This window comes from Pseudoalteromonas sp. AWH4_217, assembly GCF_056161105.1.
In genome coordinates this window covers 57,787-73,742 of the sequence record NZ_JBSWYM010000008.1, presented here as the reverse complement: position 1 = coordinate 73,742, position 15,956 = coordinate 57,787, and the positions used below count along the sequence as shown (strand labels likewise).

Below are 15,956 nucleotides of genomic sequence, written 5' to 3'. Positions count from 1 at the left end.
ACTCAGTTTAGTTTAACTCATCAATGAAAGCTTCGGCACGGCCAATGTAGTTGGCAGGCGTCATTAGTTTCATGTCGGCTTTTACTTGTTCCGGCAGGTCTAAGCCATCAATAAACTCAGCCATGATCTCTTGGTTAACGCGTTTGCCACGTGTCAGCTCTTTTAGTTTCTCATACGGCTTTTCAATGCCGTATTTACGCATGACAGTCTGGATTGGCTCAGCAAGAAGTTCCCAGTTTTCATCCAGCTCAGCCAGAAGACGATCTGCATTCACTTCCAGCTTGCTGATCCCTTTTAGCGTCGCCTGGTATGCGATCAGGGTATAACCCATTCCAACACCGAGGTTGCGTAGCACTGTTGAATCAGTCAGGTCACGCTGCCAGCGAGAAACAGGCAGTTTCTGCGCAAGGTGAGTGAAGATGGCATTCGCAATGCCGAGGTTGCCTTCGGAGTTTTCGAAGTCAATTGGGTTTACCTTATGCGGCATGGTCGAAGAGCCAATTTCACCGGCAATGGTTTTTTGCTTAAAGTGGTTAAGCGCAATGTAACCCCACATGTCACGGTCAAAGTCGAGCAAAATGGTGTTGAAACGTGCCACGGCGTCGAATAGTTCAGCAATATAATCATGCGGCTCAATTTGCGTCGTAAATGCATTCCAGGTCAGCCCCAGGCTGGTGACAAATTGCTCTGCATGGTTGTGCCAGTCGTAATCCGGGTAAGCGCTCAGGTGTGCGTTGTAGTTACCTACGGCGCCGTTGATTTTACCCAGGATCTGGACGTTTGCGATTTGCTCACGTTGACGCTGCAAGCGTACATAAACATTCGCAAACTCTTTACCCATGGTAGAAGGAGAAGCCGGTTGACCGTGGGTGCGGGTCATCATAGCAACAGATTTGTATTCAATCGCTTTTTCTTTGATTGCTGCAAGCAGTTTATCACAGTAGGGCAACAGCACCTGATCGCGAGCTTCACTCAGCATCAGACCATGCGACAGGTTGTTGATGTCTTCTGATGTACAGGCAAAGTGAATAAATTCGTTAACCGCCTGAAGCTCAGCATTGTCTGCCACTTTCTCTTTTAACAGATACTCAACGGCTTTAACGTCGTGGTTGGTTGTGCGCTCAATCTCTTTGACACGTGCGGCATCGGCTTCACTGAAGTTATCAACAATGCTGTCTAACAGGGCATTCGCCTGCTCACTGAAGGCTGGAACTTCGTTGATTGCAGCTGCGTTGGCCAGGGCTTGTAGCCAACGTACTTCAACCGTCACGCGATACTTGATCAGGCCGAATTCACTGAAAATACTTCTCAGCTCACTGGTTTTGCTACCATAGCGACCATCTACTGGAGAGATAGCGGTTAACGCTGAAAGCTCCATAACTTCTCCTAACTAATTGGTTTTTGAACGATATTTAAATATAACTGTGTGCAGCGGCAATGATTTTCTTCTTTGCAAAGAAGAAGTGACGGCGTTTACCACCGAGTTGACGCCATAATACTGCGCTGCGGATCCCGGCCAGCAACAGCGCCCGGATCTGATGTTGTACATGTGATTGCTTGAGCAACTCAGGTTTACCAAAAATTTGAATCTTGGGACCAACCGGACTCACTACCTGGCTGTAAATATCCGCCAATGCGGCAACAATTTGCTCATCGCCGATGTCGAAATGCTGCAATTGTCTGTCGAGCTGCTCAATACGTTTGCCAAGTTCAGCCATTGCTTTACTGTTAGCAGACAAAGCACGTTCCAGTTGCATCAGACTGCCCACATATTTGACCATTTCTACATCTTTCTCACCCTGAGCACTCAGCTGGTCCACCAAAGCACGGCAACCTTGTTTTACCGCATCTGGGTCTTCGTAGACATCCTGTGGATTTTTTGGCGAAGTGATAGTGATACTTCTTAACAAGCTGGCTGTTTCATGGCCGTTAAAGGTGCCGTAGCGGGCACATTTTTGCACCAATTTTGCAACCTGGCACATGGCTGCCAATGGGATCACGACATCACGTTGCATTACTTGATCACCGATTCAATAATACCACCGCCAAGACACACATCGTCCTGATAAAATACCGCAGATTGGCCTGGGGTCACGGCCTTTTGTGGTTCATCGAATAGCACCCGGGCCATACCATCCTGACCAACGAGTAACGTACAAGGAATGTCTTCCTGGCGATAACGGGTTTTAACTGTGCATCGGGTAGTGCCTTGTGGACCGACACGATCGACCCAGTGAAGTTGATTCGCATTGAGGCCATTGCTGAACAGGCGAGGGTGGTTTTTGCCCTGACCAACAACCAACACGTTGCGTTCCACGTCTTTATCGACAACATACCAGGGCTCGCCTGAGCCTTCTTTCATGCCACCGATCAACAGGCCTTTACGCTGGCCAAGTGTGTGGTACATCAGGCCTTCGTGCTCACCAACATGGTTGCCTTCGCTGTCCTCAATTTTACCAGGTTGAGCCGGCAAGAATTTTTGTAAGAAGTCTTTGAACTTGCGCTCACCGATAAAGCAAATGCCCGTACTGTCTTTCTTGTCATGCGTGATCAAATCTTGCTCTTCTGCAATTCGACGCACTTCTGGCTTCTCAATGTTGCCTACCGGAAACAGGGTTTGGGCTACGTGCTCATGGCTGAGTGTATACAGGAAGTAGCTCTGATCTTTGTTGTTGTCCAGGCCGCGTAACATGGCAAACTTGCCATCACGCTCCTCACGGCGTACATAGTGGCCCGTCGCGATATAATCGGCACCCAGTGCTTCTGCTGCAAACTCGAGAAAAGCTTTAAATTTGATCTCTTTGTTGCACATGATATCCGGGTTGGGTGTGCGGCCAGCTTTGTATTCGGCAAGAAAGTACTCGAATACGTTGTCCCAGTATTCAGCAGCAAAATTGACAGTGTGTAGCTCGATACCCAGTTTGTCACAGACAGCCTGAGCATCTTTCAAATCTTCAGCAGCGGCACAGTATTCGTCATTGTCGTCTTCTTCCCAGTTCTTCATGAACAGGCCTTCAACCTGATACCCCTGCTGTTTTAGCAGATAGGCTGAAACGGAGGAATCTACGCCGCCGGACATACCGACAATGACTTTAATTTGACTGTTATCGCTCATAAACTCGCTGTGTATTTTGATTACAAAAAAGTGAGCTGCATTATAGCATGTAAATCAAGGTGCCCGGAAGTCGCGGGTTGATTAATCCCAAGTTTTTCGTGACGGGGTTATTTTGCCTTCACCACCTGATATTGACCGTTATCAATCCCATCCAGGGTATAGGGTCCGATCCGGTAACGTATTAGTCTCAGTGTAGGGTGGCCGACATGCGCTGTCATGCGCCGAACCTGGCGGTTACGGCCCTCAGATATGGTAATTTCAAGCCAGCTGGTGGGAATGTTTTTGCGTTCGCGAATAGGCGGATTACGTGGCCAAACGGTTGGTGCTGTGATCAGGTTAACCTTGGCGGGTCGGGTAGGACCATCTTTGAGGACGACGCCATCACGCAGTGCCTGCAAGGCAGCTTGGTCTGGCTCGCCCTCTATCTGGACCCAGTAGGTCTTGTCGGTTTTTTTACCCGGTTCAGTCAGCTTATGCTGTAAGCGGCCGCAATTGGTGAGCAATAGCAGACCCTCGCTATCACGGTCAAGCCTGCCAGCAGCGTATACGCCTTTTATATCAACAAAGTCAGCGAGTGTCTGACGGTTTTGATCGTCTGTAAACTGGCATAGTACGTCAAAAGGCTTATTGAACAGCACCACCTTCACCTGATCAGGCGAAACCCTGGGCTTGGCTGCACGTTTAGGGCCTGGGCGTTGGTTGACTGAACGCTTAGCAGAGGTGCGGTTAGGTGCATGTGGTCGGTTTTTTTGGCGCGGTGCGGGCATAGTTAGATGTTTAGCTAGTGGAGCGATGGCGCGAGTGTAGCAAAGATTGGAGCCAAATAAAAAAGGTGGCTGTTGAGCCACCTTTTTCTGTTGAATGGCGAGTTACGCCATGCTTGCTAATACGTCGTTAAACGTTTTGCTGGGACGCATTGCGTCAGCAGCCAGCGCATCGTTAGGCTGGAAGTATCCGCCGATATTCATCGCCTGACCCTGAACGTCGTTCAGTTCACTGACGATTGCCGCTTCGTTGTCGGTCAGACCTTTTGCAACGTCTGCGAATTTAGCCTTAAGCTCAGCATCTTGTGATTGTTCTGCAAGTGCTTGTGCCCAGTACATAGCCAGGTAGAAGTGACTACCACGGTTGTCCAGCTCTTTCACTTTACGTGATGGAGACTTATTCTCGTCCAGGAATTTACCTGTCGCGGCGTCCAGAGTATCAGCCAGAACTTGTGCCTTGCTGTTACCAGTTGCCTGGCTCAGGTGCTCTAAAGACGCAGCCAGTGCCAGGAACTCACCCAGAGAATCCCAACGCAGATGGTTCTCTTTTTCGAACTGCTGAACGTGTTTAGGTGCAGAGCCGCCCGCACCCGTTTCGAACAGACCACCGCCGTTCATCAGAGGAACGATAGACAGCATTTTTGCGCTGGTGCCAAGTTCAAGAATTGGGAACAGGTCAGTCAGGTAGTCACGTAGTACGTTACCAGTCACAGAAATAGTATCCTGACCGTCTTTCATTCTTGCCAGTGAGAACTTAGTGGCTTCGACTGGTGCAAGGATGTGAATTTCCAGACCATCAGTATCATGTTCTGGCAGGTAGGCATTTACTTTCTTGATCAGCTCAGCATCGTGTGCACGGTTTTCGTTCAACCAGAATACCGCTGGGGTATTTGATGCGCGTGAACGGTTTACAGCAAGCTTAACCCAGTCTCTGATTGGTGCATCTTTTACCTGACACATACGCCAGATATCACCTTGCTCTACGTCATGCTGAAGCAGTACGTTGCCGGCTTGATCAACAACGCGGATTTGACCCGCTGATGGTGCTTCGAAAGTTTTGTCGTGTGAACCGTATTCTTCGGCTTTTTGTGCCATCAGACCAACGTTAGGGATAGTACCCATAGTACGAGGATCAAACGCGCCGTGCTCTTTACAGAACTCAATGGTTGCCTGATAAACACCAGAATAACAACGGTCTGGAATTACAAAGCTGGTGTCTTGCTGCTTACCTTCGGCGTTCCACATTTGACCACTAGTACGGATTGCAGCTGGCATTGATGCATCGATGATCACATCACTTGGTACGTGCAGGTTAGTAATCCCGCGGTCAGAGTCAACCATTGCAATGCTTGGGCGTACATCATAAACCGCAGCCAGGTCAGCTTCGATTTCAGCACGTGTTGCGTCATCCAGGCTGGCAAGCTTATTGTAAACATCGCCAATACCATTGTTGACATCTACACCTAGCTTTTCGAAGGTTTCGCCGTGTTTTTCAAATACTTCTTTGTAGAAAACTTTTACGGCGTGGCCAAAGATGATCGGGTCAGAGACCTTCATCATAGTGGCTTTCATGTGCAGAGAGAACAGTACACCTTTTTCTTTGGCTGCTTCAACTTCCGCTTCCAGGAAGCTGCGTAATGCCGCTACGCTCATACGAGACGCATCAATGATTTCGCCAGCTAACAACGGCGTGCTTTGTTTAAGCACAGATACTGTGCCATCTGCTGCAACGTGTTCAATAGAGACGTCAGTTGCTTCGGTAACAGTTGTTGACTGCTCAGAACCAAAGAAGTCACCTTCGCTCATGCTGGCAACATAAGACTGTGATTCTTTTGACCAGGCACCCATTGAGTGTGGGTTTTTACGCGCATACGCTTTTACGGAAGCTGGCGCGCGGCGGTCTGAGTTACCTTCACGCAGAACAGGGTTTACTGCACTACCTTTGATTTTGTCGTAAGTCGCTTTGATTGCAGCTTCTTTGTCGTCTTTTGGCTCTTCTGGATAGTCTGGAAGGGCGTAACCTTTTTCCTGCAGCTCTTTAATGGTGGCTTTCAACTGAGGGATAGACGCACTGATATTAGGGAGTTTGATGATATTGGCTTCAGGCGTTTTTGCCAGCTCGCCCAGCTCTGCCAGAGCATCACCAATTCTTTGCTCTTCGCTCAGAAACTCGGGGAAGTTAGCAATGACACGGCCTGCCAGTGAGATATCACGGGTTTCAACTTCAACACCAGCCGCTTTGGTATAAGCCTGAATAACTGGCAATAGAGAATAAGTTGCCAGAGCCGGCGCTTCATCTGTTTTAGTGTAAATAATTTTTGATGTCATCATCATTCCTAGATAGTTTAGGGCTAAACAGCCGTTCAACAAAGCAAAAGCTTGCTATTCAAGGACGTATCCGCATACACGATCTTTATTCAGCCATCCGCTTGGTAACCTGTATTGGGGTCACCAAGCGGATGGTTGAGTTCGGCATATAGCAAGTTTGTTAGGTATTGTTACTAGTTTGGGACAATAAAAATATCTAACACACCTGACGCGTTTTTGGGCCAGCTACAACGAAGCCCGACCTGACACCGGCGGGGATTGTATCAACCAAATCACTAAGTCGCTAATGCAATTTAATAAAGATATAAAATTTTATGAACTAAGATGGAAGAAATGAGACTAATTGATGAAGGGATTAAGCGAGCAACAAACGTAACCCGCTTTGAGTGTGCCAAAATATTGCAATAGCTACACGACTTCGTCCGCAAGCGGCGCGATGTTGGTAGCGTGCAGGCCTTTGGGACCTTCTTGCAGATCGAATGTTACATCCTGACCAGCTTTAAGCGTTTTGTATCCATCCATTACAATCGTGGAGTAATGGGCAAAGATATCTTCCTCGCTGCCGTCTTCTACGATGAAACCAAACCCTTTGGCATTGTTGAACCATTTGACTTTTCCGCAAGCCATACTTCTACATCCTTCTATAAGTTGACTAAATTAAGTTAATCTAACCTTTGAAATTTGCTAAGCTGCCCATATGATGATTATGTCCAGCTAGGTAAAGACTGTAGTTTATTTGGCCAGACAGTCAAGTTTTTAAAGCGATTTTTTAACAATTTATTTATTTTTCAATTCAAGTTGCTTGAGTTGATAAGACAAGACTATATTTTATTATGACTGGGACAAACGAATCTGGTGTGGTTGACGCGGTACGCGACGAACAGAAGCAAAAGTTGCAACCGCCGCGCAAGTACAAAGTGATTTTAAACAATGATGATTACACACCTATGGACTTTGTCATTGAAGTTTTGATGACATTTTTCAGTATGGATAGCGAAAGAGCAACTGATGTGATGCTTAAAGTACATCACGAGGGAAAAGCGGTATGTGGACTGTACCCTGCCGACATTGCCCATACAAAGGCTGAGCAGGTAAATCGATATGCTCGGGATCACGAGCACCCGCTGCTCTGTAGTTGTGAGCAGGAATGACCTTATATATTCTCGTTGGGGGTTGCCAATGCTAAATAAAGACTTAGAAATTACTCTGAATACCGCGTTTCGTGAGGCGAGAAATCGTCGCCACGAATTTATGACGGTAGAACACTTACTGCTCGCATTGATTGATAACCCCTCTGCCAGTGAAGCACTAAATGCGTGTGGTGTTGAAACAGAGGGGCTAAAACGGGAGTTATCAGAATTTATTGATGAGACCACTCCTGTCATTCCAGATTTAGAAGAAGACCGTGAAACGCAGCCGACACTTGGCTTTCAGCGTGTATTGCAACGGGCTGTTTTTCATGTGCAGTCCTCTGGTCGCAATGAAGTGACCGGAGTGAATGTATTGGTTGCCATTTTCTCTGAGCAGGAAAGCCAGGCTGTTTATCTTCTTAAAAAGGCGGATGTAAGTCGTCTGGACATTGTTAACTACATTAGCCACGGCATTTCAAAATCGGATGATGAAGTTGAGCCTGAAGATAGCGAAGAGATGCATGAAGAAAGCCATGAAACAGCCTCTGAAGAAAAGACTAAACTGGAAAACTTCACTGCTAATCTGAATGTGATGGCAAAAGCGGGTCAAATAGATCCTTTGGTTGGTCGCGATCAGGAAGTAGAACGAACCATCCAGGTTTTATGCCGCAGAAAGAAAAACAATCCACTGTTAGTGGGAGAAGCGGGTGTCGGTAAAACAGCCATTGCTGAAGGTCTGGCATATCGTATTGTGAATGAGCTGGTACCTGATGTGATTGCGGATGCCGTAGTGTACTCGTTGGACATGGGCGCTTTGCTTGCCGGCACTAAGTACCGGGGCGACTTTGAGAAACGCTTTAAAGCATTGTTGAAAGAGCTACAGGCAAAGCCAAACGCCATTTTATTCATTGATGAAATCCATACCATCATAGGTGCCGGTGCCGCGTCAGGGGGGGTTATGGATGCCTCTAATCTGATCAAACCTCTGCTGTCTAGCGGTCAGCTGCGTTGTCTTGGTTCGACAACTTATTCTGAGTTCAAAAACATTTTTGAAAAAGATCGAGCCCTGGTGCGTCGATTCCAGAAAATCGACATTGTGGAACCAAGCGTTGCCGACACCGCCAAAATTCTCAGCGGCCTGAAAGAGCGTTACGAGGAACATCATGGTATACGCTACACGCAAAAAGCGTTGAAGGCTGCGGCTGAGCTAAGCGCAAAATACATTAATGAGCGTCATTTGCCTGACAAAGCTATTGACGTGATTGATGAAGCGGGTGCTAATCAGCGTCTGTTGCCTGCTTCACGTCGCAAAAAGACCATTGGTGTATCGGATATCGAGCAGATAGTGTCTAAAATTGCGCGTATTCCTCAGCAAAACGTGTCTTCAAGCGACAAAGAAGTCCTCAAGAACCTTGATCGTAACCTTAAAATGCTGGTTTTTGGTCAGGACGAATCTATCGATGCATTAACTTCTGCAATTCGACTGTCACGTTCAGGCCTGGGTAGTGAGGATAAGCCAATTGGGTCGTTCTTATTTGCTGGTCCTACAGGTGTGGGTAAAACGGAAGTCACCAAGCAATTGGCCAAATGTATGGGCATTGAGTTTGTGCGTTTTGATATGTCGGAATACTCAGAGCGTCATGCTGTAAGCCGTCTGATAGGTGCGCCTCCCGGTTATGTAGGATTTGAACAGGGTGGCTTACTGACTGATGCGGTGATTAAGCATCCACACTCTGTGGTGTTGCTGGACGAAATTGAAAAGGCACACCCGGACATTTACAACATTCTGTTGCAGGTAATGGACCATGGTACCCTGACGGATAACAATGGTCGTAAAGCTGATTTCCGTAACGTGATAGTCGTGATGACAACTAACGCGGGTGTGCAGGAAACTGTCCGTCAGTCTATAGGCTTCCAGGAGCAGGACCATTCACATGATGCGCTGGTTGAGATCAATAAGGTATTCACCCCTGAGTTTAGAAACCGTTTAGACAATATCATTTGGTTTAATCACCTTGAAAAAGACGTTATTTTACAGGTGGTAGACAAGTTTATTGTCGAGTTACAAGCTCAGCTTGATAAGAAGTCCGTGTGCCTGGATTTAACTAATGAAGCCAGAGATTGGTTGGCAGATATAGGGTATGACAAGTCTATGGGGGCACGCCCAATGGCCAGGGTAATTCAGGACAATCTTAAAAAGCCACTGGCGAACGAGATCTTGTTCGGTGAATTGATTGACGGAGGGACGGTCACTATTTCGGTTAAAGATAAAAAGCTGGCATTTAAGTTTGAATCCAGCGTAGCAGAGCCCGCCTAAATTGGAGCGAAGATAACAAAAAGCCCGGCATTTGCCGGGCTTTTTGTTTTAATCGTCTCTTTGTACGACTCAGCCGGTTGTGGCAAGTGTACCTGAGCTGGGCGAATTAACGCGCGCGGAAGACGATGCGTCCTTTGCTCAGGTCATAAGGTGTCATTTCAACAGTCACCTTGTCGCCGGTCAAAATGCGGATGTAGTTTTTACGCATTTTACCAGAGATATGTGCCACAACTACGTGACCATTTTCCAATTCAACACGGAACATAGTATTTGGTAAAGTGTCAAGGACCGTGCCTTGCATTTCAATAACGTCTTCTTTCGCCATGGGGAGCGTATCACCTCTTTGATAGTTTAACGGTGCAGATTTTGCCGAAAAGCGCGCGATAAGTAAAGGCGGGAGCGCGAATTTTGTAATCTAAATGTTGACCCAAGCATCGCTTTTGAATTGTTGTGCGGGTAAATATTGCTGCTTGTAGCGCATTTTAGGGCAGGCGTCTATCTGATAACCCAGGTAAAGGTAGGTTTTATCATGCAGGCGCGCATAGTTGAGTTGTGCCATGATCATAATGGTACCTAAGCTAAGCTCTGCATAGTCAGGATCAAAAAAGGTATAGATGGCAGAGAGGGCCGTGGGCATAGTATCTGTTACAGCAACGGCTATCAGCTGGTCTTTGTGCCACAGTTCGATAAAAGTGACAGGCAGCCAGCGGCAAAACAAGAAGCTTTCATACTGAAGCCGGTTAGGCGGGTACATCGAACCATCGGAATGCCTCATGGTAATATACTTTTCGTAAAGCGGGTAGTAGCCTGGTTGCTCCTGAGTGTTATATTCAAAGTGAAACTCTGAGTTAATTTTATTCCATTTACGCTTTTGAGAGCGAGATGGTTGATAGTCATTAGCCAGCACACGAACAGACTGACAGGCCTGACAAGCAGGGCAGTGGGGGCGGTATATCTGGTCGCCGCTGCGGCGAAATCCAAATGATAGCAAAGTTTCAAAGCGCACTGGCGTATAACAGTTACTATCCAGGATCACCAGTAACTGTTCTTTTTGGTCAGCCAGATAGCTGCAATCAAATTGTTGGCTCAGGCCAATTTTTGAAGGGAAATGTTCAGTCATATATCGCCCTCAATGGTTGCGGATGCCACATCGTTTCAGGCACTTGATAATGGCTTGCTGATCTAAGTTTAGCTAAAAATTCTTTTCTTGATATGACTTTTGCACCCAGAGAGAGTAAATAGGGGTTTTCCAGCTGGCAATCTACAAAATGAGCCCCATGTTGCCTGAGCCAATTGACAAGTGCCCACATTGCTAGCTTTGACGCATCAGGCACACGGTAAAACATTGACTCACCACAAAAAACACCGTTTAACATAACACCATATAAGCCGCCTATTAACGTACCCTGTTGCCATACTTCAACACTATGAACAAAGCCCTCTTTATGACCCTGAATATAGGCGTTCAGCATGGCTTTGTTTATCCAGGTACCTTCCTTATCGACCCTTTGTTGCCGACACGCCATGATAACCTGCTCAAAAGCGGTGTTTATCGTGACGTCAGGTGCCAGTTTACGGACAGACTTTCTGAGCGAGCGGCTGATATGAAACTGATCCAATTCCATGATGCCGCGCTCACTGGGTGCCCACCACATAATCGGTTCCCTTTCATTGAACCAGGGGAAAATACCTTGCTGGTAGGCTCGGCGCAGTCTTGCTGTGCTCAGGCATCCCCCTACGGCCAGCAAGCCATCAGGGTCTTTGAGTGCAAAATGACAAGGAGGAAAAATAAAGTCAGTGGCAGACAGATGAAACAATTGCTGTGTCATATTGGCGGTTCTGAATAACAAACTAAAAACCTGAAGTATGACACCAGTCTAACCTATTTTAGGCCAGGAGTGGGGATTTTATATTGAAGACGTGTTTTTAGAAACACGTCTTCATTCACGCTGGGATTACTTCAGGTTATCCAAGTAACGTTCAGCGTCTAATGCAGCCATACAGCCAGTGCCGGCGGAGGTAATGGCCTGGCGATAGATGTGATCAGACACATCACCTGCAGCAAATACGCCTTCAACACTGGTTTGAGTCGCATTACCATTCAGACCCGACTGTACAACCAGGTAGCCATCTTTCATTTCCAGCTGGCCTGCAAACATGTCTGTATTGGGTTTGTGACCAATCGCAATAAAGACACCGGCGAGATCAAGCTGCTCAGTAGCATCTGAGTCAGTATCTTTAATACGAATACCGGTAACGCCCATGTCGTCGCCCAGCACTTCATCCAGCGTTTTGTTCAGATGCAGAACAACATTACCGTTGTTAGCTTTTTCCATCAGACGATCTGAGAGAATTTTTTCGCTTCGGAAAGTATCACGTCTGTGGATCACATGTACTTCTTCAGCGATGTTTGACAGATAAAGTGCTTCTTCAACGGCGGTATTACCACCACCAACAACAGCGACTTTTTGGCCACGATAGAAGAACCCGTCACAGGTTGCACAAGCCGATACACCACGACCCTGGAAGTTTGTTTCAGATTCCAGGCCCAGGTATTTCGCTGAAGCGCCTGTTGCAATGATGAGGGCATCACATGTGTAAGTACCTTGATCGCCAGTCAGGGTGAAAGGGCGCTTAGTAACATCTACTTTGTTTATGTGATCAAAAATGATTTCAGTTTCAAAACGCTCGGCATGCTCTTTCATACGATCCATCAGTGCAGGACCAGTTAGACCATGTGCATCGCCAGGCCAGTTTTCAACTTCTGTTGTTGTGGTCAACTGACCACCTTGCTGCATACCCGTGATAAGTACAGGATTTAGATTTGCTCGTGCAGCATAGACTGCGGCTGTGTAGCCAGCAGGACCTGAGCCCAAGATCAACAGTTTGCAATGTTTTGCATCAGTCATGTAAACAATTCCTAAAATAAAATTTCTATCTTCTCTAGTTAGTGCTGCCGATTCTATGAAATTCAAGCCAGAAGTAAAATAAATTGCAAAAATCGATTTTTTATAAAATCAGAAGCTGTCAAATATACTGTACTTGATGAGAATTTGTGCCATAGCGCCGTAAATGATCGGTATTTCATGACCTGAGAGTTTTTTTTTGCTATGTTCTAGGGAATTTTTCTCTGTCTATTTGACGTTAGTCTGTTTTTAAAGGTAGTTATGGCATTTTGGCAGGATAAACCTGGGTTTGCACTGGACGCACAAAGCTGCGAAATACTGACTGATGCGAAACAGTATCATGCGCAGCTTTTGTCACTTATCCGTGGTGCACAACAGCGCATCTACTTGACCGCACTGTATTTACAGGACGATGAAGCGGGTCGCGAAGTATTAACCGCGCTACATGAGGTGGCTTCGGCGCGCCCACATCTTGAGATCCACGTACTGGTTGATTTTCATCGGGCACAGCGCGGGCTGATAGGTGAAGCCAAATCTGAGGGTAACGCAAAGCTGTATTGCGACATGCAAGCCGAGTTTGGCTCAAGTGTAAAAGTGTATGGTGTGCCGGTTAAGGCCAAAGAGCTGTTTGGCGTTTTACACCTTAAAGGTTTTGTTATCGACGACACCGTTTTGTACAGCGGCGCCAGCATTAATAATGTGTACTTGCAACATGGCGATAAGTACCGCCTGGATCGCTATTTTGTGATTGAAAATAGTGCGTTGGCAGCTAGCTTCTGTCATTTTCTGGATACTTATTTATTATCCAGCGATGCTGTGCCGAGGTTGGATGTCCGTCCACTAAAGCCATTTTCTGAGTTGAAGGTGGCGCAAAAGCAACTGATGAAGCAGCTTAAAAAAGCACAGTACGATATGGGCTCAGCAACTGCTACAGATGGCTTAAATGTCCGTGCCTTTTTAGGCTTTGGTCGTCGAACGAATAAGCTAAACCGCCTGATTAAAGCGTTGTTTGATACCACTGAACGTGAGCTGCTTTTATACACGCCATACTTTAACTTTCCGGCGCCGTTGCTACGGTCATTGCGCCGTTTGCTCAAAGAAGGTAAAACAGTCACCATAGTGATTGGTGATAAAACCGCAAATGACTTTTACATTGCGCCCGATCAGCCGTTTAGTCGCATTGGTGCCTTACCTTATTTGTACGAGACCATTTTGTACAAGTTTCTTAAGTCGCAACGGCGCTATATCAACTCCGGGCATTTAAATGTGTACCTATGGCGCGATGGAAACAACTCATTCCACTTAAAAGGGATTAACCGTGACAATCAGGTCCATCTGATGACAGGACACAACCTTAATCCTCGCGCCTGGGGGTTGGACATTGAAAACGGTATTTTGATAGAAGATCCGGCGCAAAAGCTCGAGCAAGCGATAACTCAGGAGCGAGAGGCGATCCTGGCTAATTGTACTAAGCTCAGCGGACCCCAGGATTTGGAAACAATTGATGATTATCCGTCTGCGGTGAAGAAAATTCTCGGACAGGCAAAACGAGTGAAAGTCGACTTTATCATTAAAAAGTTTATTTAAAAAAGGGCCGTCAGGCCCTTTTTATTGTCTACTTTATTCTGCGCTTTGGTAAGCATGGCTATGCACATTAGCTGCCCGGCCTGAGGGATCGGCATTTTGCTCAAAAGACGCATCCCAGGCCAGCGCCTCGGGTGTTGAGCAGGCAACGGATTTACCATGCGGAACGCATTTGGCTGCCGCATCGCCCGGGAAGTGAGATTCAAAAATGCAGCGATAGTAATAGGCTTCTTTACTGTCAGGTGTATTTATGGGGAAGCGGTACTCGGCACTGGCCAGCTCCTGATCGCTGACCTTGTCATTCACATACTCTTTTAATGAGTCAATCCAGGAATACCCAACGCCGTCAGAGAATTGCTCTTTTTGACGCCACAGCACCTCATCAGGGAGATAGCCATCAAATGCCTCCCGAATAATATGTTTTTCAATGCGGCCCTCTTTGCACATCTTGTACTCAGGGTTGGTGCGCATGGCGATATCTACGAACTCTTTGTCCAGGAACGGAACCCTTGCTTCCACACCCCAGGCTGCCATGGATTTGTTGGCGCGCAGGCAATCAAACATATGCAGCTTGGCTACCTTGCGGTTAAGCTCTTCATGGAACTCCTGACTATTGGGCGCTTTGTGGAAATACAAGTAACCACCAAATAGCTCATCGGCACCTTCACCGGAGAGTACCATTTTAATGCCCATTGCCTTGATATAGCGGGCCATCAGGTACATTGGTGTCGAGGCACGTACGGTCGTCACGTCGTAGGTTTCCAGATGATAAATAACCTCTTTCAGCGCGTCGATGCCTTGCTGTACTGTGAAATGAATAGGGTGGTGAACTGTGCCTATCTGATCCGCAACCTTTTGAGCAGCAGCCAGATCAGGTGAGCCTTCAAGTCCGATAGAAAAGGAGTGCAGTTTTGGCCACCAGGCCTCACTCGCACCATCGTCTTCTATGCGACGTGCGGCAAACTTTTGAGTGATGGCGGAGATAACCGATGAATCGAGACCGCCCGAGAGTAACACGCCATAGGGCACATCACACATTAGCTGACGCTTTACAGCTGCCTCAAGTGCGTCTTTAACTGTGTCAGCTGCGGCCTCGTTATCTTTAACGGCCTCAAACTGTTGCCAGTCTCGCTGATAATAGGATCTGAGTGTACCTTCTTTAGAATACAGGTAATGCCCCGGCGGAAACTCTTCAATCTGGTTGCAAATTGGTGTAAGCGCTTTCATTTCACTGGCGACATAAAAGTTACCATGTTGGTCTCGCCCTGTGTATAGCGGGATAATACCAATGTGATCGCGTCCTATCAGATAGGCATCTTCCTGCTCATCATACAGACAAAAGGCAAAAATACCGTTCAGATCATCGAGGAACTCAGGACCTTTTTGCTTATATAGTGCCAGCAACACCTCACAGTCTGATTGAGTCTGGAACGTGAAGGGCACAGTGAGCTTCTGAGCCAGCTCTTTGTGATTATAGATTTCGCCATTGACTGCAAGAATGTGGGTTCGCTCCGGGTTATACAGTGGCTGGGCACCGCTGGATACGCCTACAATGGCGAGGCGCTCATGCACCAGAATGGCTTTATCACTGGCATAGACACCTGACCAGTCTGGACCGCGGTGTCTTAATCGCTTAGACATTTCTATTGCCTGCTCACGCAGAATGGCTGGGTCGGATTTGATCTCCAGCACACCAAAAATTGAACACATAATGACCTCATTCCTGTTAACTATTATTATCGAGTGCACACACTGGTGACATCTCGTGCCCTTAGTACTATCAGAAATGAGATCGCAAGTCACATAAAAAAA

Annotated in this window: 14 protein-coding genes; 3 read left to right on the top strand and 11 right to left on the bottom strand. The window is 47.0% G+C overall.

What is annotated here, in order from left to right:
• Positions 1 to 7: 7 nt before the first annotated feature.
• The 6 genes from purB to cspD form a co-directional block, all read right to left on the bottom strand.
• Complete coding sequence (gene purB, locus ACXAH1_RS11555; protein WP_475196820.1) at positions 8 to 1,378, bottom strand: adenylosuccinate lyase; 1,371 nt, start codon at positions 1,376 to 1,378, stop codon at positions 8 to 10.
• Between the two features lie 34 nt (positions 1,379 to 1,412).
• Positions 1,413 to 2,015, bottom strand: a complete 603-nt coding sequence (gene hflD, locus ACXAH1_RS11550; RefSeq protein ID WP_475196819.1) for a high frequency lysogenization protein HflD — start codon at positions 2,013 to 2,015, stop codon at positions 1,413 to 1,415.
• Positions 2,015 to 3,115 (bottom strand): tRNA 2-thiouridine(34) synthase MnmA, encoded by a 1,101-nt coding sequence (gene mnmA / locus ACXAH1_RS11545; protein WP_054013814.1) that lies wholly within the window; start codon positions 3,113 to 3,115, stop codon positions 2,015 to 2,017. The genes hflD and mnmA overlap by 1 nt, the downstream gene beginning before the upstream one ends.
• A 107-nt stretch (positions 3,116 to 3,222) precedes the next feature.
• Positions 3,223 to 3,882 (bottom strand): pseudouridine synthase, encoded by a 660-nt coding sequence (locus ACXAH1_RS11540; RefSeq protein ID WP_475196818.1) that lies wholly within the window; start codon positions 3,880 to 3,882, stop codon positions 3,223 to 3,225.
• 102 nt (positions 3,883 to 3,984) lie between these two features.
• Positions 3,985 to 6,207, bottom strand: coding sequence for an NADP-dependent isocitrate dehydrogenase (locus tag ACXAH1_RS11535; protein WP_475196817.1), 2,223 nt, complete (start codon positions 6,205 to 6,207; stop codon positions 3,985 to 3,987).
• 408 nt (positions 6,208 to 6,615) lie between these two features.
• A complete protein-coding gene (cspD, locus tag ACXAH1_RS11530) occupies positions 6,616 to 6,834 on the bottom strand; it encodes a cold shock domain-containing protein CspD (RefSeq protein ID WP_046003210.1) in 219 nt (72 codons plus the stop codon).
• Between the two features lie 206 nt (positions 6,835 to 7,040).
• On the opposite strand from cspD, the gene clpS reads away from it, so the two are divergent.
• Complete coding sequence (clpS, locus tag ACXAH1_RS11525) at positions 7,041 to 7,358, top strand: ATP-dependent Clp protease adapter ClpS (RefSeq protein WP_054013812.1); 318 nt, start codon at positions 7,041 to 7,043, stop codon at positions 7,356 to 7,358.
• Between the two features lie 28 nt (positions 7,359 to 7,386).
• On the top strand, positions 7,387 to 9,654 hold the full coding sequence (gene clpA / locus ACXAH1_RS11520; protein ID WP_253044450.1) for an ATP-dependent Clp protease ATP-binding subunit ClpA: 2,268 nt from the start codon (positions 7,387 to 7,389) through the stop codon (positions 9,652 to 9,654).
• Positions 9,655 to 9,760: 106 nt separating this feature from the next.
• On the opposite strand, the gene infA is transcribed toward clpA, so the two are convergent.
• The 4 genes from infA to trxB all read right to left on the bottom strand — a co-directional run bounded on the left by infA (position 9,761) and on the right by trxB (position 12,563).
• The gene (gene infA / locus ACXAH1_RS11515; RefSeq protein ID WP_002962494.1) at positions 9,761 to 9,979 is read right to left on the bottom strand and encodes a translation initiation factor IF-1; all 219 of its coding nucleotides are present in this window, start codon (positions 9,977 to 9,979) and stop codon (positions 9,761 to 9,763) included.
• 90 nt (positions 9,980 to 10,069) lie between these two features.
• Positions 10,070 to 10,774 (bottom strand): arginyltransferase, encoded by a 705-nt coding sequence (locus ACXAH1_RS11510; RefSeq protein ID WP_253044451.1) that lies wholly within the window; start codon positions 10,772 to 10,774, stop codon positions 10,070 to 10,072.
• Positions 10,767 to 11,483 (bottom strand): leucyl/phenylalanyl-tRNA--protein transferase, encoded by a 717-nt coding sequence (gene aat / locus ACXAH1_RS11505; protein WP_253044452.1) that lies wholly within the window; start codon positions 11,481 to 11,483, stop codon positions 10,767 to 10,769. The genes ACXAH1_RS11510 and aat overlap by 8 nt, the downstream gene beginning before the upstream one ends.
• A gap of 126 nt (positions 11,484 to 11,609) precedes the next feature.
• Complete coding sequence (trxB, locus tag ACXAH1_RS11500) at positions 11,610 to 12,563, bottom strand: thioredoxin-disulfide reductase (RefSeq protein WP_054013808.1); 954 nt, start codon at positions 12,561 to 12,563, stop codon at positions 11,610 to 11,612.
• Between the two features lie 258 nt (positions 12,564 to 12,821).
• On the opposite strand from trxB, the gene pssA reads away from it, so the two are divergent.
• Positions 12,822 to 14,147, top strand: a complete 1,326-nt coding sequence (gene pssA, locus ACXAH1_RS11495; RefSeq protein WP_475196816.1) for a CDP-diacylglycerol--serine O-phosphatidyltransferase — start codon at positions 12,822 to 12,824, stop codon at positions 14,145 to 14,147.
• A 33-nt stretch (positions 14,148 to 14,180) separates the two neighbouring features.
• Here pssA and asnB read toward each other — a convergent pair whose 3' ends face one another.
• Entirely contained in the window at positions 14,181 to 15,854 is a 1,674-nt protein-coding gene (gene asnB, locus ACXAH1_RS11490; RefSeq protein ID WP_475196815.1) for an asparagine synthase B, read from the bottom strand.
• Positions 15,855 to 15,956 lie beyond the last annotated feature (102 nt).

Excerpts from the sequence above, each read along its gene's own strand:
- purB (WP_475196820.1), bottom strand. The coding sequence starts at position 1,378 with ATGGAGCTTTCAGCGTTAACCGCTATCTCTCCAGTAGATGGTCGCTAT.
- hflD (WP_475196819.1), bottom strand. The coding sequence starts at position 2,015 with ATGCAACGTGATGTCGTGATCCCATTGGCAGCCATGTGCCAGGTTGCA.
- mnmA (WP_054013814.1), bottom strand. The coding sequence starts at position 3,115 with ATGAGCGATAACAGTCAAATTAAAGTCATTGTCGGTATGTCCGGCGGC.
- ACXAH1_RS11540 (WP_475196818.1), bottom strand. The coding sequence starts at position 3,882 with ATGCCCGCACCGCGCCAAAAAAACCGACCACATGCACCTAACCGCACC.
- ACXAH1_RS11535 (WP_475196817.1), bottom strand. The coding sequence starts at position 6,207 with ATGACATCAAAAATTATTTACACTAAAACAGATGAAGCGCCGGCTCTG.
- cspD (WP_046003210.1), bottom strand. The coding sequence starts at position 6,834 with ATGGCTTGCGGAAAAGTCAAATGGTTCAACAATGCCAAAGGGTTTGGT.
- clpS (WP_054013812.1), top strand. The coding sequence starts at position 7,041 with ATGACTGGGACAAACGAATCTGGTGTGGTTGACGCGGTACGCGACGAA.
- clpA (WP_253044450.1), top strand. The coding sequence starts at position 7,387 with ATGCTAAATAAAGACTTAGAAATTACTCTGAATACCGCGTTTCGTGAG.
- infA (WP_002962494.1), bottom strand. The coding sequence starts at position 9,979 with ATGGCGAAAGAAGACGTTATTGAAATGCAAGGCACGGTCCTTGACACT.
- ACXAH1_RS11510 (WP_253044451.1), bottom strand. The coding sequence starts at position 10,774 with ATGACTGAACATTTCCCTTCAAAAATTGGCCTGAGCCAACAATTTGAT.
- aat (WP_253044452.1), bottom strand. The coding sequence starts at position 11,483 with ATGACACAGCAATTGTTTCATCTGTCTGCCACTGACTTTATTTTTCCT.
- trxB (WP_054013808.1), bottom strand. The coding sequence starts at position 12,563 with ATGACTGATGCAAAACATTGCAAACTGTTGATCTTGGGCTCAGGTCCT.
- pssA (WP_475196816.1), top strand. The coding sequence starts at position 12,822 with ATGGCATTTTGGCAGGATAAACCTGGGTTTGCACTGGACGCACAAAGC.
- asnB (WP_475196815.1), bottom strand. The coding sequence starts at position 15,854 with ATGTGTTCAATTTTTGGTGTGCTGGAGATCAAATCCGACCCAGCCATT.